Origin of the sequence: Sphingobacterium sp. UBA3519 (assembly GCF_002377215.1) — a bacterium.
GTDB classification, from domain to species: domain Bacteria; phylum Bacteroidota; class Bacteroidia; order Sphingobacteriales; family Sphingobacteriaceae; genus Sphingobacterium; species Sphingobacterium multivorum.
Genome location: NZ_DFPI01000025.1, coordinates 1 through 22479 on the forward strand (window position 1 = coordinate 1; position 22479 = coordinate 22479).

Consider the following 22479-nt stretch of genomic DNA (forward strand, 5'->3'; position numbering starts at 1 on the left):
TTCGAATCCCAGCGGGATCACAAAAGAAAAGCTAATCGCAAGATTAGCTTTTTTTGTTTTAAAGCTATTAGGATTCGAAAGAAAGGTCGGCCGGATTCAATCCTTTCGAGGCTCAGCAATATTAAAAATCACTATTTCCATTGATTTTTTTACAGAGCTAATTTAATAGCTTTGTTAGGCACATTAAATAGCAAAACGGATGAAAAATTTTATTTTACTTCTTTTAACCTTTTTATGTATTCCTGCTCATGCCCAAGATAAATTAGCCTCAACAGATTTGGCGTATCCTGATTTAATTCCGACACTCATGCAGAACAGCTTATATGGCTACTCTGACAAATCGCTAAACATTAAGATAAAAGCGCTTTTTGAAAAGGCAGAATTATTCGAGGCTGATTACAATTTCCAACTTTTCCATGTGAATAATGCCGAGATCATTAAATATGGAACAGCAGACTATGCCTGGGTTCTATTCAATGGTGAGCGATACCGCATCGATAAAAAGGGTACACGAGTATATAAATACAATCCAACCGATTTTAAAACAGGTGAAACAACCATTTATCTGTATAAAAATTCAACTGTTTATTATAGCGACAACATAGATCAAAACACACTCTTTCAACACATCAGAGACAACCGGAACGGAAAACAACTATTTCCGGACGAGCAATCCATTCAGGAATTTCGAACAAAAAACAAGGAGTTGATTGAAGAAGGTGTTAAATTGGTTTTTCAGCCCAAACGAAAAGAAATACCCTACATAGATTTTACCAGTGAACACACTTTACTGAAGGGAATAAAAAATAGCGAAACCAATCAGATCGTTGTTAAAGCAAAGTATGCGAATATCGAGGAACTTTATAATAATCCACTACGTGAACAGCAGTATCCGCTATTTATTGGCTATCGCGGTGACCTCGATAGGGAAATCTATGTCGGCTTAAATGGAACAGAGTATTACATCAAAGACTAGTGTAAAAATCATTAATTTCCAAGTTACAGTCCGTAAAGACACTATTGCAGCTGTCATTTCACTAACTTTGTTAATAAGACAGACCAGCATGTACAAAAACAATTGCCCCAGATGATAGAAAAACTACTCTTCGAAATGAATACTTATGCTGCGCTCAGTGCAGAAACAACAGACATTTTGAAAACTATCTTTCAGGTGAAGCAGTTCAAAAAAAATGAACATATTCTACGTGCTGGAGAATATGCCAAGTACTATTATTTTATCTGCAAAGGATTATTAGGCTATTATAAATTAGACGCTGATGGTAATACCATCTATAAAATGTTTTTTGAAGAAAATAGCTTTTGTGCTTCCACCGCCGCCATCATCACAGAAACACCGAGCGCGTTCAACATCGTTGCACTCGAAGATGTTGAGTTGATTCAGTATTCTGCCAAGGCTTTCCGTGAGCTTGTCCGGACAAAGCATGATTTAGCACTCTTTCAGATAGCCTACCTGGAAAAGAATTGGGTGGTCAAAAAAGAACCACTTGAAATCGATTTGAAATGGGAATCTGCGAAGGAACGTTACCTTGAACTTCATCAGAATCAAGTGCTTTTCAAACGCCTCAAACAGCATCATATCGCCTCCTATCTTGGTGTAACTCCCACGCAATTAAGCCGCATCCGTAAGGAATTAAAAGAATAATTCCATCAACATCTGTATACGTTTTTAAAGATTATACTCTTGAATTTTGCCTTATAAAGATAAAATTTTAAGCTATGAAAACAGTATACACCCTCCTATTTTCTGCCCTTAGCCTACCACTGGCGGCACAAAAAGTCGTTAAGACAAAAATCCATAGTGCCAAAATGGACAAAAACATTGAAACCATTATAATTACACCCGACATGCAAGACGGGATCAATTATAAAACAGTTTATATACTCCACGGTTATAGCGGCAACCCCACCCGCACAGTGCAAGAAGATATTCCCGACTTAATCCAAAAAGCAAAAACATTTCAGACTATTTATGTGCTCCCAAATGGCAACTTCAATTCTTGGTACGTAGATAGCCACATCGATCCACATTCACAGTACAGCACCTTTATCGGAAATGAGCTAGTCAATTACATCGATCATCACTACCCGACGCAACAAAACCGAAATGCGCGCGGAATACTGGGCTGGAGTATGGGTGGCTACGGAGCATTGCACATCGGCATAGCCTACCCACAAACATTTTCGATCGTCGGAAGTTCATGCGGCGCACTTGATTTCGACCGCTTTGGACAAGCCTACCAGCAATATCAGGTAGACAAGGTATTGGGCGATTTCAAAAATCTGAACGATGTAGACCGCATCTACAGCAACGAAGATAAAATGAAGCACAATAAACAACGCTATATCCTCGATTGTGGAACGGAAGACCTGCAAATGCTGGAAATGAACCGGACATTCCACAAGCATCTGACCAACAAAAACATCGAGCATCTTTACATCGAATCAAAAGGCGGACACGATACTGCTTATTGGAGCAAATCACTATCACAACAGTTGGCTTTATTTCAAAACTACTTTCAACATGAAGGACTATAAATCGACACTCTATGTTGCTGCAGGCGCTTGCAGCTATGGACTCCTCGCAACGATCGTGAAATATGCAAACCATTTAGGGATACACACAAGTCTGTTGACCTTTCTGCAGTTTATGTTTGGTTTTCTCTTTTTGCTGGCCTTTAATCTGTTTTCAAAGCGTAGTGCAAAAGAACATAACGTTATCAAATTTTCATCAAAAATAAAACTGATGGTATGGGGCATTTCATTGGGCCTAACAACTACACTTTACTATCTCTCCATCCAATATATCTCGGTATCTGTTGGAATTATTTTACTGATGCAATCCATTTGGATAAGTTTGGTTGCAGAAGCAGTGCTGTTGAAAAAGTTTCCTTCAAAAGGCAAGATAACAGGAGTTATTATCGTTTTGCTCGGAACGACCTTAGCAACCAATCTATTCCAAAACAATAATAACCTTGATTACAGAGGAATAATACTGGGTTTCGGAGCGGGAATAAGTTATGCGCTGGCAATTTATGCTTCAAGCACAGTGGAGAAAGAGCTGCCGAGTTCGGTACGAAGCCAATTCTTGGTTTTAGGCGGACTGCTGCTCATCGTCGCATTTTGGAACATGGATATTATTCGGTATATGCAAGTTAATGCAATCCCCTGGGGATTACTGATTGCCATTTTTGGAACGATCCTACCGCCTTTATTGTTTACAAAGGGAATCCCGAAAACTGGAATAGCGATGGGAAATATTATTTCAAGTCTGGAAATCCCCGTTTCAACCTTATCTGCCATGTTGGTTCTGCAGGAAGTTGTTTCAGGATTCCAATGGTTGGGCATACTCCTGATTTTAATGGCTGTCATCATAATTAATGTTGGTAAGTCGTAGTAGCCAGCCAATGACTAAATCTATTATATTGCCATAAGATCAGCCCCCAAACCGGAACTATGGTTGCAGCCATGTGGAGCATTTCAAATATATTAGAGGCTCCACCAGTTTGGATCAGAAAGGATGAAAACAATAGACTAATAGCAGCGGGCAATAAAACAAAGGATAGTGCCCGTGCAAGCCTACTGCTTCTGAATTGCTTATTTAAATTTAGAAAAATAGATATCGTACCAATCGCAATACAGAGTGTCACGAATGAAAGCAACAATTCTGTAAAAAAGGGCATGTAGCAACGTGCTCTTTTTGCCGCCTCATTATTTGCCTGAAGTATGGCTGTAAGGACAAAGGTCGTCGACACACTAAACCCTATAATTCGCAGAAAAATAAAACTTAGCTTTCTTTTCATCGGCACAATATTTTAAAATAAACAAAACCGCGAATAGGCCTGAACTTCTCGTCCCCTCCTATTTTCCCTTAATAAATTTCGACCAGGCCCCTTCCGAGCGCCTCAATTTCAAAACCGAATTCAAGGCTGACTTCTCACATAGCATAACTGCTAAACCCGCGTAACCTTTAAACGACAAGAATCTTTTTAAAGATGCAAATTAATCCTTGAAAGATAAATGCCAAAGCACTATTGGACGTGGTCCTGACGATATTTGACGGATGGACCTTAATATTTGTCGGCATGCTACACCTGAATATTTTTTCATTTTTTTACTAAGGTTTATCCTTCCTGTTACGTATCTATCTAAAATTATACACCATGAGATTGACTGATGATATCAAACAACTAATCATAAAGTACATCGGCGACAACTTAACGTCGGATGAAAAGACCGATTTAAAGCTATGGTTGGACGAATCAGCAGAACACCGTATTTTTTTTGAAGACCTTTTAGATCGCGATGATTTTATCAACGATTTAAATCAATGGAGCCTACTCCAGGCCTCAGATACGATGGATTGGAACGAAAGGTTAAAGACAAAGACCCTAGAGACCATTCGAACCTCCGCCATTAAACCATCTCCTATAAGAAACCTAAAGCGTTTGCTACCCTACGCTGCAGCTTTAATAAGCCTAATTTTAGGTGGTCTGATGTATTTCATAGTGGTAAAAAAACAGGCTACACCGATCAGCGATCGAATGGTCTTAAATGATGTAGAAGCACAGAACAACAACGCTGAAATACGACTTTCGAATGGCAAAGTACTCCAGGTATCGAGTCAGAAAGGAGCCCTTGTTTCAGGAGATAAATTGACCTACGAAGACGGTACTGTTCTACAAAACGAATCTTTAAGAGAAGATCTGATGGCCACAGTTAATACCCCCGCCGGCACAATGCTGAAACTCCAATTGGAAGATGGCTCGGAAATTACACTCAATGCGAAAACAACACTCAAATACCCGCTTCATTTTGCAAAAAACAAACGTGTTGTTGAAGTTGACGGTGAAGCCTATTTCAAAATTGCAAAAAATAAAAAGGTTCCATTTCAGGTCGTTTCCAATGGACAGCTCATCGAAGTCACCGGTACCGAATTCAACGTAAACACCTATTCGAAATCCCAAAGTAGTACCACGCTTGTGGAGGGAAGCATCAATCTATCGGCGCAAGGGCAAACGTTACAGCTCAGACCCAACCAACAAGCGCTCTTAGCTTCGGGTCAACTATCCAAAAAAGTGGTCGATCCCGCTAACTACATCGCATGGCTCGACAATAAATTCTATTTTAATGAAACGGACCTTCATACTGCCCTACAATTGATCGGTCAATGGTATGACCTGCAAATCATCTACACGCAACCGATAAAAGAAACTCTATTATATGGCGAAATTCAACGTACGAAAAGTCTATCGGCAGTCCTAAAAATTTTGGAACGCAGCCATATTAAATTTGAATTGATCCAAGAAAATGGCATCCGTAAACTCTTTGTTTCAAACTAACCAATTATCCATGAAATAACCCAAAAACAACAATTATGAGAAAACCAACCTAAGGAGACAAAACGAGATACTAAAAAAAGCCGACCAATGCTACGAACATTAATCGGCCATAATAGCGATCTCCATTTTTGACCGATTTACCCAATCAGTTTAACAATAGATTATATCCCTAATTCAACAAATTTATGAATTTTAAATTTCTTGTTCATAGAAATCGAATTGCTGTGAACATCCCCAAGCAATGGAAGACCAAAATGAAGCTGAGCGCATTTTTTACTCTTGCATGTGTTGTTAAGCTGTCTGCAGCCAGCTACGCACAATCAATCACGATTAACGCCAAAAAAATGTCATTGGTGCAGGTACTACGTACCATCCAAAAACAGAGTGGCGTCCCCTTTCTATTGAATGGTAAAGAACTTGCTGAACTAAAAATTGAGGCGCAGGTTCGCAATATGCCTTTAGAAAAAGCTGTACCGATCCTCTTAAAAGGCCAACCTGTGGATTGGAGTTTTCAGGATAATATGCTTGTCGTAACGAAGTTAAAAACAAACCACCTAACGTATGACCTTCCAAGCAATTACGTCTTAGTGCAACAAAACCGCACCATCAAGGGAAATGTTCACGATAGCAAAGGAACCGCGCTCCAAGGTGCAACAATTATGATAAAAGGTTCGACAAAAGCAACTACTACAGATGCAAGTGGTAACTTTCAGATTGAAGCAAATAATAACGCCGTACTTGTCATTAAAATGATCGGCTACCAAACCAAGGAAATCCCGTTGGCCAACCAGCCCTACCTCAATATTGAACTTAGCCAGCATATCGACGCATTGGAGGAAGTCGTCGTCGTAGGCTACGGTACGACAAAAAAGAAAGAACTAATCGGTTCGGTTTCCCAAGTTGATGGGAAACAACTCGCCAAACGCTCCGTTCCCCAGCTTGCTCAGGCCCTCACTGGTCAAATGCCGGGCGTGACCGTCATACAGCGATCTGGCCAACCCGGGGCAGCAAACAATACGATACAGATTCGTGGTGTGGGATCATTCGGCGCCAGTACCGACGCACTTATTTTAGTTGATGGTATCCCCACCAATTCCTTTAATGATATTGATCCAAATGATGTTGCCTCGATATCGGTATTGAAAGACGCCTCCTCAGCAGCCATATATGGAGCTAGAGCCGCAAACGGCGTTATTCTGGTAACAACAAAAACAGGCGCAGCTGGCGGAAAATTAACGGTCAATTACAATGGTTATTATGGGATCCAAAAGCCAACAGCATTCCCCGAATTTGTCAACTCTTGGGAGTACGCTTCCTTACTCAACGAAACCACAAGTGGTGGCGGTGGTTATACGGCCGAAGAAATCCAAAAATTTAAGGATGGCTCAGATCCTGACAATTATCCCAATGCCAATTATATGGCAAGCTCATTTAAGTCGCAAGCAACACAAACAGGCCACAATTTAAATATATCCAATACCACAGATAAAATACAATACACCTTATCTGCTGGTTTTTTGAATCAAAAAGGTATTGTCATCAAAAACAATTTTGACAAATACAATGTCCGCCTCAATCTCATATCAAACCTCAATGACAAGCTCAAATTAACGACGCGGGTAGCAGCAATTCAGACCGAAACAGACGAACCGGCAGCACCGGCAACGCTCGACTTCTCCCGCATGACGGATATCATTTCTCAGGTGATTCGCTATCCCGCCATATACCCTATTCGGTTGAGCAACGGTGACTGGGGCGCAGGAAATAACCTGAAAGGGACACCCGTATCTTTCCTGGAGAGCGAATCCTTCTACAAAGAAAAAGTATCCAATATCTCGGGAAACGCAAAGCTCGATTGGAAACCGATTTCAGATCTGACCTTATCCGCTATTGGCGGGTATACGCAGACGAATGGCCGTACAAAACTTTTCAGAGCTTCGCAACGGATCAACAATTCCATAATTCTGGGCCCCTCAAATCTGAACCAAAGTGCGCCCTACGACACTTACAAAACTTTTCAAGCTTTAGCAGACTACACGAAGACTTTCGGGTCGCATAACCTGAAAATATTAGGTGGTTATTCTTTCGAAAAAGGCTACAGCGAAGGTTTAAGCGCTTACCGCCAGAATTTTCCCAGCAATGATCTTACCGAGTTAAATGTAGGTTCACCAGATGGGCAACAGAACGCTGGGACAGCCTCAGAGTGGGCATTAGAATCATTATTTGCACGCGTACAATATAATTATGCCAAGAAATACCTTGTCGAGGGTGTTGTTCGATACGATGGGTCATCCCGTTTTCCAACCGATAAAAAATATGCGACCTTCCCTTCGATTGCAGTAGGTTGGTTGCTGAGTGAAGAATCGTTTATAAAGGACCATTATAGTTGGATCGACGAATTGAAAATCAAAGGATCTTATGGGGTACTTGGAAACCAAAATATTGTCGGTAATATACAACAGCGCGTTGTCTCTAACTACCCATACCAGGATGTTTTAAATCCGGGTTATAATTACCCTTTTGGAAATACCATTTCTCCAGGGGTCGCCAGAACAACAATTGTTGACCCTACGCTACGCTGGGAATCAACCCGAACGGCAGATGCGGGCATGGAAGTGGCTTTATTTAAAAATTTATTGACATTCAGTAGTACATATTATAACCGATATACTTACGATATTTTGGTGAGCCCAGGTTCTAGTGTTTCCAAAGTTTTGGGGTTTGAAGTAGGCGTACAGAATTCTGGAAAACTTCGAAATAGTGGCTGGGAATTCACCTTGGGACATCAAAAGAAGTTGAACGAATTTTCGTATAATGTGAATCTAAACTTCTCTACCGTCAAAAATAGAGTCGTCGATTTGGGTGTCGGCAATATCAACCAGCCAAATGGCTTAGTTGGAAATGGTTCAACCCTATTTATCGGTTACCCCATACAGGCTTACTATGGCTACCAAGCCGATGGCCTATTTATCGATGCTGCTGATATTGCAAGCTGGGCCAATCAAACCAGCATCAACCCAAAGCCACAGCCAGGCGATATCCGATACAAAGACATTAGTGGCCCCGACGGCATACCTGATGGAAAAGTAGATGCCACATATGACCGAACTGTTATCGGATCACGTATCCCCAAATACACCTACGGGATGAATATCGGGATGAGCTATAAAGGTTTTGACTTAGGAATACTTCTTCAAGGTGTAAGTGGTGTTAAAGGCTTATTGGACAATTATGCTGGATTTGCGTTGACACAAAACGGCAATATCCAACGCTGGCAAGCTGATGGCAGATGGACAGCAGCAAATCCCGACCGCAATGCGGTTTACCCAAGAATTGAACAATTGCCAAGCACAGGTACTCCCAATACACTGCTGTCAGACTACTGGCTTTTGGATGCGAGCTACTTACGCCTCAAAAATATGCAATTAGGCTATACCATTCCCAAGAACACCCTTGCAAAATGGAAATTGTCAGGCCTGCGGATCTATGCAAACGCCGAAAACCTATTTACCAAAAGCAATTATAGAAAAGGCTGGGATCCGGAAATCAATTCAAGCGGCGCCTACTACCCTATTATGCGCAATTTTACATTTGGGGTTAACCTTAGTTTTTAACCGATCGATAAAAAACCATGATACATAGCACACACAGACATATAAAATTGGCCCTATGCATTCTTCTTGCATCAAGCCTGAGCATCAGCTGCAAAAAACAGCTGGAAACCAATCCGCTTGATAAATTTGCAAACGAGACTTTTTGGACCAGTGAAACGAATGCGCAATCAGCGCTGACAGGATTATACAAAGCAGAAATCCAAATGAACTCCCTCGCCGAATTCAGCCCCACAGACTGGTGGTCCTATAACGGGCTACTTTATCTGGAGTTTGCTTCGGACAATGCCTACGATAGACGTGGTGATAATTCGGTTTTCAACAAGCTATCCGATGGAACATTAACGAGCAATAACGGCAACTTAGACAATTATTGGCAGTATACCTATAAGAAAATCGCCCGTGCAAATTATTTCCTTGAAAATATTGATAAGACGCCGATTTCAGCTGAACTACTCGCTCGTTTCAAGGCAGAAGCGCGCTTTATACGTGCCTGTCAATATTTCTACCTCTCTCAATACTGGGGTGACGCTCCCTTGGTGACCAAAACCTTAACACCCAATGAGGCAAACCAGGTATCCAAAGCAAAAAAACAGGAATTGGTTACTTTTGTTGAACGTGAATTACAGGAAGCGGCAAACGACTTACCGAGTTATGGCAAATTGACTGCCGCAGAACGGGGCCGCGCAAGCAAACAGGCAGCCCTCGCTTTCCTGGGACGCATCCAACTGGCCGAAAAAGCCTACGCCGACGCGATCAAAAGTTATGAGCAGATCATCAATGCCAATGAAAACAGCATTGATCCCAACTATTCAGGCTTATTTAATGGAACCAACGAAACGAGCAAAGAGATTATTTTTGCCACGCAGTATCTTGTTGATCTCGCTGGAAACGGTATGTTCCAACACAATTTTCCCGCAGTCGCCGGGGGTTGGCATCTCCATTGCCCGCTTGGTAGCCTTGTAGAGAGCTATGGTTTCACCGATGGAACGGCATTTTCGTACGATGATGCGCGATATAATGCGCAAGACATCAGCAAAAACCGGGATCCGCGTTTAGCCTTCACGGTGATAACAAATGGAGACCGCTTTAAAAATTTAAAATACACCTCACATCCAGATTCCACATTGTCTATTGATCAATTGACAACAACAAAACAGGCAACACGCACGGGCTACGGATTGCGCAAGTTCAACGACGAAGGCTTTAGTGGAAACTTACAAAACTCTGGAGCCGATGTTCCTATTATACGCTACGCCGAAGTCCTCCTGAGTTACCTTGAAGCCAAACTCGAAAATGGTGATCCTATTACCAGCGACCTACTGGACAAAACTATCAACGCTGTCAGAAAAAGAAGCAGCGTTAATATGCCAGCCATCACCGTCCAAAGCAGTAGCGCACTGCGTTCGACCTTACGTAACGAAAGACGTGTCGAACTTGCACTGGAAGGACTCCGTTATTGGGATTTATTACGTTGGGGTATCGCAAAAGATGTACTAAAGGGCGATTTCTATGGGGCACCATTCCCAGGTGCGAAAAATCTCCGCATAAAAGCAGGTGGAAACAAAGATCCTTATAGCCGATGGTACGTAACCAGTAAGGCCTTCCGAGCTGGCCAAGATGAACATTGGCCAATTCCACAGAATGAAATTAATATCAATCCAAATTTAAAATAGTACCTTGGGTATCGTCAATTGTCAAACGATACCCTTTAAACAAAATTCAACGTATATGAAGAAGCCACTATCTCTAGCGTTATTACTCTCCGCGAGCCTTTTTGTTACGCTACCCACCGTTAGTTTTGCCCAAAAGGCAAGTAAACCGAATGTCATCTATATTTATGCGGATGATCTTGGTTTCGGTGATTTAAATAGCTATGGTGCCAAACAAATCGAGACACCCAACCTGGATAAGCTCGCCCGGAACGGCGTCCGATTTACCAATGCACATAGTACATCGGCAACTTGCACCCCTTCCCGTTTTGCATTGATGACCGGGACGTATCCATGGCGCCAGGAAGGGACAGGCATTCTGCCAGGCGATGCCAAGCTAATCGTTCCTACGGATAAAATTACATTACCCAAAGTATTTAAACATGCCGGCTATGCTACTGCCATTGTTGGCAAATGGCATATGGGACTCGGAAATCAGGTCCAAAAAGACTGGAATGCCCCCATTAAACCCGGGCCTAATGATGTAGGTTTTGACTATTCATTCATTTTTCCTGCAACAGCAGATCGCGTCCCAACAGTGTTTCTTGAAAATGATCAAGTTGTGGCCGCTGAAGCCAATGATCCAATTCTGGTGGACTATGAAAAGAAAATTGGGAACGACCCTACGGGCAAAGAACACCCCGAACTGCTCAAAATGCATTCTTCACCGGGTCAGGGCCACAATCAGACTATCGTCAACGGTATCGGAAGAATCGGCTACATGAGCGGCGGAACACGTGCCAGGTGGGTGGATGAAGAAGTTTCCACAACATTTCTCCACAAAGCCCAGGACTTTATTTCCCAACATCAAAACAAACCGTTCTTTCTCTATTTCTGCTTGACAGAACCACATGTCCCACGTATGCCCGCAACACAATTTAAAGGGAAAAGCAAACTCGGCTACCGCGGCGATGCTATTCTGCAATTGGATTGGACCGTCGGACAAATTCAACAGCAGTTGCAGCTCTTGGGACTTGACAAAAACACGATTATAATTTTCAGTAGCGACAACGGGCCCGTTCTCGACGACGGCTATATGGATGGAGCTGTGGCCCAACAAAATGGCCATCTACCCGCAGGCCCACTACGCGGTGGCAAATATAGCATCTTCGAAGGCGGAACGCGCGTGCCCTTTATCGTGAGCGGCAAAGGTGTTGCACAGGGGAAAGTTTCCAATGCTTTGATCAGCCAAATAGATCTGTTGGCAACAAGTGCCCAATTATTGGATGTTCCACTAAAAGCAGATGAAGCAAAAGACAGCGCCCCACTCTTGAAAACCTTAACCGGTCAAGATAATAAGGGACGTAGCAGTATGGTACAGCATGCGCAGACACTGGCTATCGTAAAGGACGAATGGAAATATATTGCACCCAGCAAAGGTGCCCCCTACATGAAACTAACCGATACTGAAACAGGAAGTCTTCCGGAAGATCAGTTATACGATCTCAAAAATGATATCGGCGAAAAGAATAATGTGGCTTCAAAATATCCAGAAAAGGTCGCTGAACTCAAGCAGTTATTGGAAGGAGAACGTAAAAAATGAAAATAAAAGCTGGACTCGCCCTCATCCTCCTCGGATGGGGGACTCTTTTTGCACAACAAAAGAAAAAGCAACAAAAATTGCCCAATATTATATTTTTTTATGCGGACGATTTAGGTTATGCCGAAACGGAGCCCTATGGACAGCGATTGATCAAAACACCACATATCCAACAGCTGGCACGTGAAGGTCTACGTTTTATAAACCACTATACAAGTACGCCTGTCTGTGCCCCCGCCCGCTGCATGTTGTTGACGGGCAAGCATGGTGGCCAATCCTATATTCGCGGAAATTATGAATTGGGCGGTTTTGCAGATAGTCTCGAAGCTGGCCAGATGCCACTTCCTGAAGGAACGTATACCATGGCTCACCTATTTAAAAAAGCCGGCTATCAGACCGCAGCCATTGGAAAGTGGGGACTTGGGATGAATAATTCCACCGGAAGCCCCAACAAACAGGGATTTGATTATTTTTTTGGCTACCTGGACCAAAAACAGGCCCACAATTACTACCCAACTCATCTTTGGGAAAATGAAACAAAATATCCCCTTCAAAACAAGGAAAAATTTGTACATACTCCTTTAGATTCCAGTAAGGCCACGGCAGAGGACTTCAAGCAGTTTGACGGTAAGGAATATGCACCTGAACTAATGACAGCGAAAGCGCTGGCTTTTATCGACAAAAACCGAAGTAAACCTTTTTTCTTATACCTTCCTTATACTTTGCCGCACTTATCACTACAAGTTCCCCAGGAATATGTGGATAAATATAAGGACCTCTTCCAGGACAAACCGTATTACGGACAGGACGGCTATACCGCTACCCCCTATCCAAGAGCGACCTATGCGGGTATGATCACCTATCTGGATGACCAAGTCGGTACGATTATGAAACATATCAAATCATTGGGAATAGATGACAATACCATTATTCTGTTTTCCAGTGACAACGGAACTGGTTTTAATGGGGGCATAGATTATCGCTTTTTCCGCAGTGTCGATTCGCTTAGGGGATTAAAAATGGATGTTTTTGAAGGTGGTATCAAAGTTCCGTTAATTGTCAGGTGGCCAAACCATATCAAAGCCAATGCTGAAACGGACCTTATCTCGGCCCAATATGACCTCATGGCAACCTTCGCACAGCTGGTTCAACAAAGCCCCGGACACAGCAATGGGCTCTCCCTCCTTCCAACCTGGCTGGGTCAGAAGGATCAACAGAAACATCAATACCTCTATTTCGAATATCCAGAAAAGGGCGGCCAGCTCGCCATACGCGAAGGACGTTGGAAGGCCGTCAAACTCGATCTGAAGAAAAACCCCAAAGCAAAATGGCAATTGTTTGATTTAACGACAGACCCTTGGGAAGAAAATGATTTAGCTGCACAATACCCACAAATGCTGCGACATTTTGATGAAATTGTTCAGCATGAACACCGACCTGCCCATATTCAGGAATGGGAAATTGTAGCGAATAAGATGATTAAAAAATAAATCGATTTCTTTCTTCATTTTTTTATCTTAAAAAACTTGGGTTGTCCGGATTGAATCATGACAACCCAAGTTTTTTATGTAATTTAGCACAGCAATCCACAGCTGGAGTCTAATGTGAATGTACCTATTGAATGACGTATCGACCATAGAGGAGTACAACATATTCCGAAGGCCAACGTAAAAGGATCAATAACCAAGTATGCGGCAAATAGAATCATACATCAATACACTAAAAGAAGGTGATGAAATGGCTTTATGCTTTTTTATGGATCATTTTGGTCATTCGTTACGCTATTTTGCCTTTTCCTACCTCCGCAACAAAACCGACGCCGAAGAAATTGTCTCCGATGTTTTTGTTAAGTTATGGAATAATCGACAAAAGGTAGAGAATTATGAAAGCCTGAAAGCCTTTCTTTTTATCGCTACTAAAAATGCCTGTATCGATATGCAAAGAACGACGCAATTCAAAATACGGAAAGAGGAGCTCGATATTCTTCAGCATATGTCGGTTCCGGAAGACGATGTACTCAAGAAAATATTCCGGACAGAACTCACCGAATTGCTGCTTGCTGAAATAAATTTGCTCCCCAGACAGCAGGCTCAGATCTTCAAGCTCAGCTTTTTGGACGGCTTGAATACCGAAGAAATTTGTGAAACATTAAACACAACCGCATCGACCGTCTATTATGCAAGGTCTAAGGCATTATACGCATTAAAAGAAAGGTTCAAATCTAAAAAATTTGAATACCTCAGTGTTCTTATGCTATCTGTATGGTATGCCTTCAAAGGATAATTAACTCCCTTCAATTTCCCGCATCCGACCCCTAGATAGACCAATAGGCTATTCACACAGCATACCCTCTAAGGTTAACCACCTTCAGGCAATACTTGCCCTCCAACGTTGGAACGGTTTAAAAAATACAAACAACTGTTTATCAGTAAACTAAGAAAGCAATAATTTTAAAAAACTAGAAACAAAAAAAAGCTTAGCATTCGGTCGGGCGACCTGCTAAGCTTTTATAAATACCTCTTTGTAAGAGGCAATCAACCTAAACCTAGGACAAAGATAGTGCTTCAAATGATATAAACAAAAATTTTGTTATATTTTTTTTCAACTCCCATAAATTTGTTTTAGCATAGCAATCACAAAAGGAATAGTAAGTGTACAATGTACACTACAGTCTTTTTGCATTTTTCAACAAGCTTTTTTTTTGGTAGCTTCGCTCAGCGCCTCCCAACCACAGTATTTAACTCGTGCATTATTTAAATTTACTATGTAATAAGGGAGCACTCCTTTGCTTCGTTTTATCAAGCACTCTTATTTTTTACAGGTTCAATTGGATGCATAAACAGGGTCCGAAATGATGGATTGCCCTTTTTAAAGATCCTTTTAACAATCGCTATAACGATCCTGCTAGTTTGAGCATTAAGTCCAGTTTCAACTAGCATACGCCTGACTTATCGCGACAGTATTTGTGCGACCTTAACAATCATATTTCATTTTTTTATTTAGTAACTTTGGAAACAATCAAAAATAAAATAACATGTTTACTGGAATCATAGAAACCTTAGGAAAAATAGAAAATATCGAACAGGAGAAAAGTAATATCCATTTTTACGTCAGTTCTGCTATTTCAAATGAACTTAAAATAGACCAAAGCGTTAGTCATAATGGCGTTTGTCTTACTGTAGTAGGATTAAACAATGATCTCCATAAAGTGACAGCAATTGACGAAACCCTACAGAAGACAAATCTGGCTCAGTTAAAGGTGGGCGATCTGATCAATCTGGAACGCTGTACTTTGGCAGGCGGAAGATTTGATGGACATATCGTTCAGGGACATGTAGATCAGACTGCGCGTTGTATCCAAAAGAAAGATGAAAATGGTAGTTTTATTTTCACCTTTCAATATGATGTTTCCAAACAAAATATCACCGTAGAAAAAGGATCCATTACCGTAAATGGTATCAGCTTGACAGTAGTCGATTCTAAAGACGATCAGTTCTCCGTTGCCATCATTCCATATACGTTAGAGCATACCAACTTGCAGCAGGTTGAAGTCGGGAGCACAGTCAACTTGGAGTTTGATATCATCGGGAAATATGTCACGAAGATAATGGCTTTGCGCGCTTAAAAAATTCACTGTTCTTCCTTGGGTTTAAAGGTAATCCAAGGAAGTTCATCCTTACACGCTTTATTTCGGGTCCTAACTGTCTACTTGATTTATTCCAAATAGTGCCCCTGACGGATCAGTAATGCGCGATATTTATTGAATACACTCGATTTGGAAACAAAGCCCATATATTTATTTTCGTCCCCTAAAACCGGAAGTATCCACGTATCGTCCTTATTCATTTTAGCCATCACGATTTCCATGTTTTCGTTGATCCCAACGGTATCATTTGGCTTCTGCGCTAATTTCTCAAAGGTGGTATCTCCCCCATCCACTTCGCCCAATAAGACTGAAAATAGAAACTCACTATAAAGAAGTCCCATAAATTTGCCCTCATAATCAACCACGGGAAAGATATTGCGTTTACTATGGATGATGTCTGTTTGTCGACCTTTTGGTGTTTCGTCAGGGCGTAAGATCACAAAATTAGTTTCCAATACATATTTAATCCGCATCATACTTAACACGGATCGATCCTTATCTTCATAAGAAATCAGATCGCCGGACTCGGCCAATACCTTGGTGTAAATGGAATGCTTTAGCACGGCTCGATTAATCAAATAAGAAATGGAACAAACCAACATCAATGGAACCATTAACGTATAACCTCCGGTCACTTCAGCAATCAAAAATATGCCTGTCAACGGCGCATGCATAATGCCGCTCAACGCACCGGCCATCCCCGCAACCACAAAATTTGGCACATTTAACTCGGCTATTCCGGTTAAGTTTACACCATACGAAAATGCAAATCCTAATAATCCGCCCATGACTAAACTTGGTCCAAATACACCACCATTTCCACCGCCATTTAAAGTAAATAATGCGGCAAGGGACTTTCCAAATAAAGTCAATATCGTATAACCCAGGACGACTAATCCCATATCTTTATAGTCTGAAAACAAACTGTTCTTAACAATCGAGTTAAACTGACCATTCAGAATCTGCTGAATGGTAATATAGCCCTCGCCATACAGTGCCGGGAATACAAAAATCATCAGACCTAAAGCAATTCCACTGACCCAGACTTTATTATAGGGATTCTTAATCTTAGAAAACCATTTACCCACACTTCTGGAAACACGTGCAAAGTAAATCGTATAAAGCCCAATCAACACGGCCAACAAGAGGTAAAATATTAAGGCCGAAACCTGCCAGTCGGAATTAAATGTACTGAATAAGGGTTCATTATAAAGCACACGAGAGACAACAGAAGCCAATGCTGATGAGATCAGCAAAGGAATGAACACGGGAATTGAAAATTCTGGAAGCAAAATCTCGATGGCAAAGATCATTCCGGCCAAAGGGCTGTTGAATGCACCTGAAATTCCTGCTGCTGCACCGCAAGCCAATAACATGGTAACTTCCTTATACTGCAGTCCAAAAAAACGGGCGATATTAGAACCGATAGAAGACCCGCCCAAAGCAACTGGTGCTTCCAAACCACAGGAACCGCCAAAGCCAACGGTTATAGCTGAGGTCACTACCTGAGAATAAATATTACTGGGATCCAATCGGCTGCCTTTCCGACTGATGGCATAGATAATGGGTGTAATCCCATGTTCCATCTTCTTCCCTTTTAGAAATTTGCGAACAAAAAACACGCTGAGCAATATTCCGATCAATGGAAAAATTAAGTAAACTGAGTATTTTACTTTCCAGTCGATATCATCTTGTATTGTCGTTGCAATAAAATGGGTTAATCTTTTCAATACAGATGCCATAATACCACCGACAATTCCAACCAAAAATGCGAGTATAATGATAAAGTTCCGATTCGAAACTTTCTTCATCCGCCATTGATTGATCTGGTCTATTTTTTTAAAAAAACGTCTTTTGAGGTTTCCCATATCGTTCTATTGAAAGCTCAACACTTCCTTCTTCTTTTTTGTTTTGAATTTATCGGGTACTACGGCCAATATTTCTCTTTCCAGCGCCTGGATGGCCTGTCTCTTCACATAGTTCTGTGTGGTCACCAATGATATCTCACGTACCGGTTCTGGTGATTTGAAATAACGGATACGATCCAATTGTTCGTCGGAATAATCCCAAATCGACAATTCAGGCAATATGGTGATGCCATCGTTGATATCGACCATACGTTTTAAGGTCTCTACGCTACCGGTGTTATATTCAAATCTTCCTGTAAGATCTTGATTGTGTTTGTGGTGACAAATATTAAGTACCTGCCCACGCATACAATGCCCCTCATTGAGCAACCAAAGTTTATCATCGGCAATATCATCGCCACTCAGTATTTTTTTCGGAAACAGGGGGCTATTGACTGAGATATAGGCGACAAAATTTTCGTAAAATAAAGGCGACTCCAAAATCCCAGGGTCATTTAAAGGAGTAGATAGCACACCACAGTCCAAAAGTCCGACCTTCAATTCATGCACAATCCGTTCTGTGGTATATTCCCATATCTGCAATTGTAGCTTCGGATATTTTTCCATAAATGTGGTCAGCACATTCGGAAGTAAATATGGTGCGATTGTCGGGATAACACCGACCCTTAGTGTACCCTCAATTTCCCCTTTTTTATCCTGTACAATCTCATTGATTTTTCGGCTTTCCGTCAATACCATTCGAGCTTGAAGAATAATTTTCTCGCCGATTTCTGTAGGAACAACAGGCTGACGGCTCCGGTCAAAGATTTTTGCCCCTAAAGACTCTTCAAGTTTTTGTATTTGCATGCTCAACGTAGGTTGCGTGACAAAACATTTTTCTGCAGCTGCAACAAAACTTCGGTAGGTATCAACAGCTATAATATATTCCAATTGGATTAAGGTCATCTTACTATCTTTAAAGCACAAAATTACGATTCCTGTCGTAAACCAATGTCAAATCCTTTACAATTAAAGTCAACAGGGGTATTGGGCCTGCTGATTATACAATAAATACCTTGCCAAAAAGATCCTGTATATCCACTATTGTTACATTAGTTCACATAAAAAATCGATTTCATCGAAATGCTTTTCTTAAATTTGGAGATTTACAACAGTTGATAGTTAAAATCCTATGAAGTTTATAAATCGTACGACAATTGCACTAGCTTTATTCTTAACCATGGCAAACAGTCCTTATAGCAAGGCAAATCCTGATGAGGGAATGTTTCCATTGAGCGAATTAAATAGAGCTGGATTGAAGAAAGCCGGATTAAAGATCAGTGAGAGAGACATCTACAATCCTGGCCAGGTCGGACTGGTAGATGCCCTGGTTCAAGTCAGTGGATGTACTGGATCGTTTGTCTCAAACCGTGGTCTGATTATTACCAATCATCATTGTGCTTTTTCTGCCGTTCAACTTGCGAGTACAGCAATCAACAATTACCTAAAAAACGGTTTTGTCGCACAAAATCAAGAGCAGGAAATTGAGGCAAAAGGATTAAAAATAAGAATTACCGATTCTTATGAGGATGTTTCCGCTAAAATATTAAATGCTGTCGCTAACATCAGCGATCCAGTGGAGCGTATCAATACGATCAAACGTAAACAACAAGAACTGGTTAAACAAGCTGAAAAGGAAGATCCGACGATTAAAGCTGAAGTATCGGAAATGTTTATCGGCAAAAGTTATGTCCTATTCCGTTATAAAACAATTGAAGACGTTCGTTTAGTTTATATTCCACGTCAAAACATCGGAGAATTTGGTGGAGAGACCGATAACTGGGTATGGCCACGCCACACGGGAGATTATTCTTTTCTGAGAGCTTATGTCGGCAAAAACGGAAAATCTGCACCTTATTCTAAAGATAACGTTCCTTACCAGCCCAAAAAACACCTTAAAGTCAATCCAAATGGGGTACGGGAAAATGATTTCACCTTTATCCTTGGTTATCCCGGAAAAACATTCCGACACAGACCAGCACAATATATTCAATATCAACAGGAATATCTTTTGCCCTACGTATCCAACCTGTATGATTTCCAAAATAAACAGATGGAGGAAGCAGGAAAAGACAATACCGATATCGCCCTATCCTTGGCAACACGCATAAAACGTAATGCGAATGTATTGAAAAACTATCGTGGTAAACTCAAGGGCTTACGAGGAATCGACTTGCTATCGACAAAAAAACAAGAAGACGAAGCACTGGCAGCGTTTATCTTAAGTAAACCCGAATTGAAAAACAAATATGGAAGTCTACTCGCTGATATTGATGCCTATTATCAGCTCAGTGATCAAGATGCCCTGAAAGAACTTTGGATCAACAATATTTACAACAGCACAAGCTTATTGAAAGTAGCTCGCGACCTAAACGTTCTGAAAACCAACTTAGCCAAGGAAAAATCATCCCAGGCGGCCAAACAGCTTTTCGATTTAAATATTGAAAAGTTAAAAACAGCACTTAAAGAAACTTACGAAAGCTACAATAAGCAAGCTGATCAGCGTATTTTCTCCCGAATGTTGGAAGATGCCATTGCATTCCAAGGTAAAAATCAATTGGCCTCCATTCAGAAATTGCAATTTAATACGGCTACTGCACAAGAATTTGCAACAGAGATTATTCAGAACAGTAAACTTGGCGATCAAAATTACATACTAAATACCGTCTTGGCCAATGCCGATGCACTTCAGAAATTTGACGACAAATTATTGGATTTCCAGGGCAAATTGAACAATGATATTGTCCAGTTCGCTGCTGAACAAAAAAGACGTGAAGGGGTACTGAACAAATTAATGGGCGATTATGTCGCCGTTAAGGAAATTTTCCAGGCCAAGAACTTTATTCCTGATGCAAATTCAACCTTACGTCTGACTTACGGGCACATCAAAGGCTACTCGCCTGCTGACGCAACCTATATGAAACCGTTTACAACAATCGAAGGGATTATTCAAAAAGGAAATCTTGGTTTAGCAGAATTTGACTATCCACAAGAAATCAAGACAGCTTACCTCAACAAAAATTTTGGTCCCTATGTTCAAAAAGACCTGGGGTCCGTGCCGGTTAATATCTTATATGATATGGATACTACAGGTGGAAATTCAGGATCTCCAATAATGAATGCCAATGGTGAATTAATCGGTGTAAATTTTGACCGTGCTTACGACGCAACAATTAATGATTTCGCTTGGAACGAGAGTTACAGCAGATCCATCGGAGTCGACATTCGTTATGTCCTCTGGGTTGCCGATAAAATTGACAACGCGCATTTTATCCTGAAAGAAATGGGTATCTAATCTGGTCTAAAACAAGGCGCAAGAAAGCCGCTGCATCGAGAGATGCAGCGGCTTTTTTTGTTCACCACGCTATTTCCGATTCGCCCGGCGGCATGCCACTACGAACGAAGAATCACCGTAAATCAGAACCTATTCATCTAACTCAGAATAGCTTCGCATACTATTTTGCCCCTTGGAGCAAAGAAGAGAAAACAGTCTTCAAACGCAACAAGCCTGTTGTCAATACCTCCCTCGAACAAGCAATGTTGAGGCGAATAAAGTCATCACTCCCCTTCCCGTACATCGCACCTACATTCACCTGCACATGCGCTTCGTCCAATAAGAGCTTTCCCAATTTTCGACTTGAAATCCCCAAAGCGGCGCAATCTACCCACACCAGATAAGTACCCTCCAAAGGAAACACATGCAAAGCAGGCAGATGTTCGTTCATAAAGCCTTTCAAATACAGATAATTTGCATGGATGTAGCTTAAAGCCTGATCCAACCATTCCCCGCCCCACTCGTACGCAGCGATCAAGCCCGTAATGGCAAAGGGACTTATGCTACTGATCTCATTAGCTAAGAAAGCCTGTTGCACCTTCCTCTTGAGTTCAGGATCGGCCACGAGAACTGTAGCGACCTGCAATCCCGCCAAATTAAAGGTTTTACTCGGTGCTACACAGGTAATCGAATTCGCCAAAAAGGCTGCACTGATACTTCCAAAAGGAATATGTGTATAGCCTTCAAATACCAGATCGCAGTGAATTTCATCCGAAATGACTAAAACTTGGTGTCGCAAACAGATTTCACCAAGACGTTCAAGCTCAGCTCGGGTCCAAACTCGCCCAGCCGGGTTATGTGGGCTACATAAAATAAATAACTTGACTTTCGGATCACTTGCTTTATGCTCAAAATCCTCAAAATCGATCGTATACTCGCCATTACGATAAATCAGGTCATTGGAAACCACCTGGGCTTGATTGCGTTCTATGGAAGAAAAAAAACAATGATATACAGGTTCTAGCACCAAAACCTTATCTCCGGGTGATGTCAATGCGCTTACCAAAGCCGAAAGCGCCGGTACGACACCGATAACAGGAAGTATCCATTCCGGTTGAAGTACAAATTTATGCCGCTGTGAGGACCAGCTCATCACTGCGCTGTAAAAAGCAGTTGGAATCGTAGCATAACCATATACCGCATGTTGAACCCGTTGCGCAAGTGCATCCACGACTGGTTGTGCTGCTGGAAAGTCCATATCCGCAACCCAGAGTGGAATCAAATCGGCATAATCGTGTTGATTCCATTTGACCGAATCGGTACCACGACGAACAATCGTTTTGTCAAAATTATAGATCATACAGCAATTTAATTAAAATTAGGAGGCATTTGCAAAAAAAATATGATAAAGTAAAAGGGGGTTCAGATC

The 22479-nt window shown here is 41.5% G+C and carries 16 protein-coding genes; 12 read left to right on the top strand and 4 right to left on the bottom strand.

Annotated elements, in window-relative coordinates:
• Positions 1-199: 199 nt before the first annotated feature.
• The 4 genes from B3297_RS15320 to B3297_RS15335 all read left to right on the top strand — a co-directional run bounded on the left by B3297_RS15320 (position 200) and on the right by B3297_RS15335 (position 3415).
• The gene (locus B3297_RS15320; RefSeq protein WP_286779108.1) at positions 200-976 is read left to right on the top strand and encodes a hypothetical protein; all 777 of its coding nucleotides are present in this window, start codon (positions 200-202) and stop codon (positions 974-976) included.
• Positions 977-1087: 111 nt separating this feature from the next.
• On the top strand, positions 1088-1663 hold the full coding sequence (locus B3297_RS15325) for a Crp/Fnr family transcriptional regulator (RefSeq protein WP_286769702.1): 576 nt from the start codon (positions 1088-1090) through the stop codon (positions 1661-1663).
• Between the two features lie 74 nt (positions 1664-1737).
• On the top strand, positions 1738-2556 hold the full coding sequence (locus tag B3297_RS15330; RefSeq protein WP_286779109.1) for an alpha/beta hydrolase: 819 nt from the start codon (positions 1738-1740) through the stop codon (positions 2554-2556).
• Positions 2543-3415, top strand: coding sequence for an EamA family transporter (locus tag B3297_RS15335; RefSeq protein ID WP_286769704.1), 873 nt, complete (start codon positions 2543-2545; stop codon positions 3413-3415). Before B3297_RS15330 ends, B3297_RS15335 begins: the two co-directional genes overlap by 14 nt.
• On the opposite strand, the gene B3297_RS15340 is transcribed toward B3297_RS15335, so the two are convergent.
• Entirely contained in the window at positions 3396-3821 is a 426-nt protein-coding gene (locus B3297_RS15340; RefSeq protein ID WP_146753040.1) for a hypothetical protein, read from the bottom strand. The genes B3297_RS15335 and B3297_RS15340 overlap by 20 nt on opposite strands.
• A 360-nt stretch (positions 3822-4181) precedes the next feature.
• Here B3297_RS15340 and B3297_RS15345 point away from each other — a divergent pair, with 360 nt between their 5' ends.
• From B3297_RS15345 to B3297_RS15375, 7 genes are all read left to right on the top strand, one after another.
• Complete coding sequence (locus B3297_RS15345) at positions 4182-5360, top strand: FecR family protein (RefSeq protein WP_286769705.1); 1179 nt, start codon at positions 4182-4184, stop codon at positions 5358-5360.
• Between the two features lie 185 nt (positions 5361-5545).
• Positions 5546-8974, top strand: a complete 3429-nt coding sequence (locus B3297_RS15350) for a SusC/RagA family TonB-linked outer membrane protein (RefSeq protein WP_286779110.1) — start codon at positions 5546-5548, stop codon at positions 8972-8974.
• Positions 8975-8991: 17 nt separating this feature from the next.
• The gene (locus tag B3297_RS15355) at positions 8992-10647 is read left to right on the top strand and encodes a RagB/SusD family nutrient uptake outer membrane protein (protein ID WP_112374474.1); all 1656 of its coding nucleotides are present in this window, start codon (positions 8992-8994) and stop codon (positions 10645-10647) included.
• 55 nt (positions 10648-10702) lie between these two features.
• Positions 10703-12226 carry a sulfatase-like hydrolase/transferase gene (locus B3297_RS15360; protein ID WP_286779111.1) on the top strand — a complete coding sequence of 508 codons (1524 nt, stop codon included), beginning with the start codon at positions 10703-10705 and terminating at the stop codon, positions 12224-12226.
• Positions 12223-13713 carry an arylsulfatase gene (locus tag B3297_RS15365; protein WP_286769707.1) on the top strand — a complete coding sequence of 497 codons (1491 nt, stop codon included), beginning with the start codon at positions 12223-12225 and terminating at the stop codon, positions 13711-13713. The genes B3297_RS15360 and B3297_RS15365 overlap by 4 nt, the downstream gene beginning before the upstream one ends.
• A 199-nt stretch (positions 13714-13912) precedes the next feature.
• The gene (locus B3297_RS15370) at positions 13913-14506 is read left to right on the top strand and encodes an RNA polymerase sigma factor (protein WP_070569769.1); all 594 of its coding nucleotides are present in this window, start codon (positions 13913-13915) and stop codon (positions 14504-14506) included.
• 751 nt (positions 14507-15257) lie between these two features.
• The gene (locus B3297_RS15375) at positions 15258-15848 is read left to right on the top strand and encodes a riboflavin synthase (protein ID WP_046675860.1); all 591 of its coding nucleotides are present in this window, start codon (positions 15258-15260) and stop codon (positions 15846-15848) included.
• An 89-nt stretch (positions 15849-15937) separates the two neighbouring features.
• On the opposite strand, the gene B3297_RS15380 is transcribed toward B3297_RS15375, so the two are convergent.
• Positions 15938-17737, bottom strand: coding sequence for a chloride channel protein (locus tag B3297_RS15380; RefSeq protein ID WP_070569765.1), 1800 nt, complete (start codon positions 17735-17737; stop codon positions 15938-15940).
• 6 nt (positions 17738-17743) lie between these two features.
• Complete coding sequence (locus B3297_RS15385) at positions 17744-18682, bottom strand: hydrogen peroxide-inducible genes activator (RefSeq protein ID WP_046675858.1); 939 nt, start codon at positions 18680-18682, stop codon at positions 17744-17746.
• A 226-nt stretch (positions 18683-18908) separates the two neighbouring features.
• Here B3297_RS15385 and B3297_RS15390 point away from each other — a divergent pair, with 226 nt between their 5' ends.
• The gene (locus B3297_RS15390) at positions 18909-21071 is read left to right on the top strand and encodes a S46 family peptidase (protein ID WP_201639396.1); all 2163 of its coding nucleotides are present in this window, start codon (positions 18909-18911) and stop codon (positions 21069-21071) included.
• Positions 21072-21231: 160 nt separating this feature from the next.
• Here the strand turns inward: B3297_RS15390 and B3297_RS15395 are convergent, their stop codons facing one another.
• Complete coding sequence (locus tag B3297_RS15395; protein ID WP_286779112.1) at positions 21232-22410, bottom strand: MalY/PatB family protein; 1179 nt, start codon at positions 22408-22410, stop codon at positions 21232-21234.
• Positions 22411-22479: the final 69 nt, after the last annotated feature.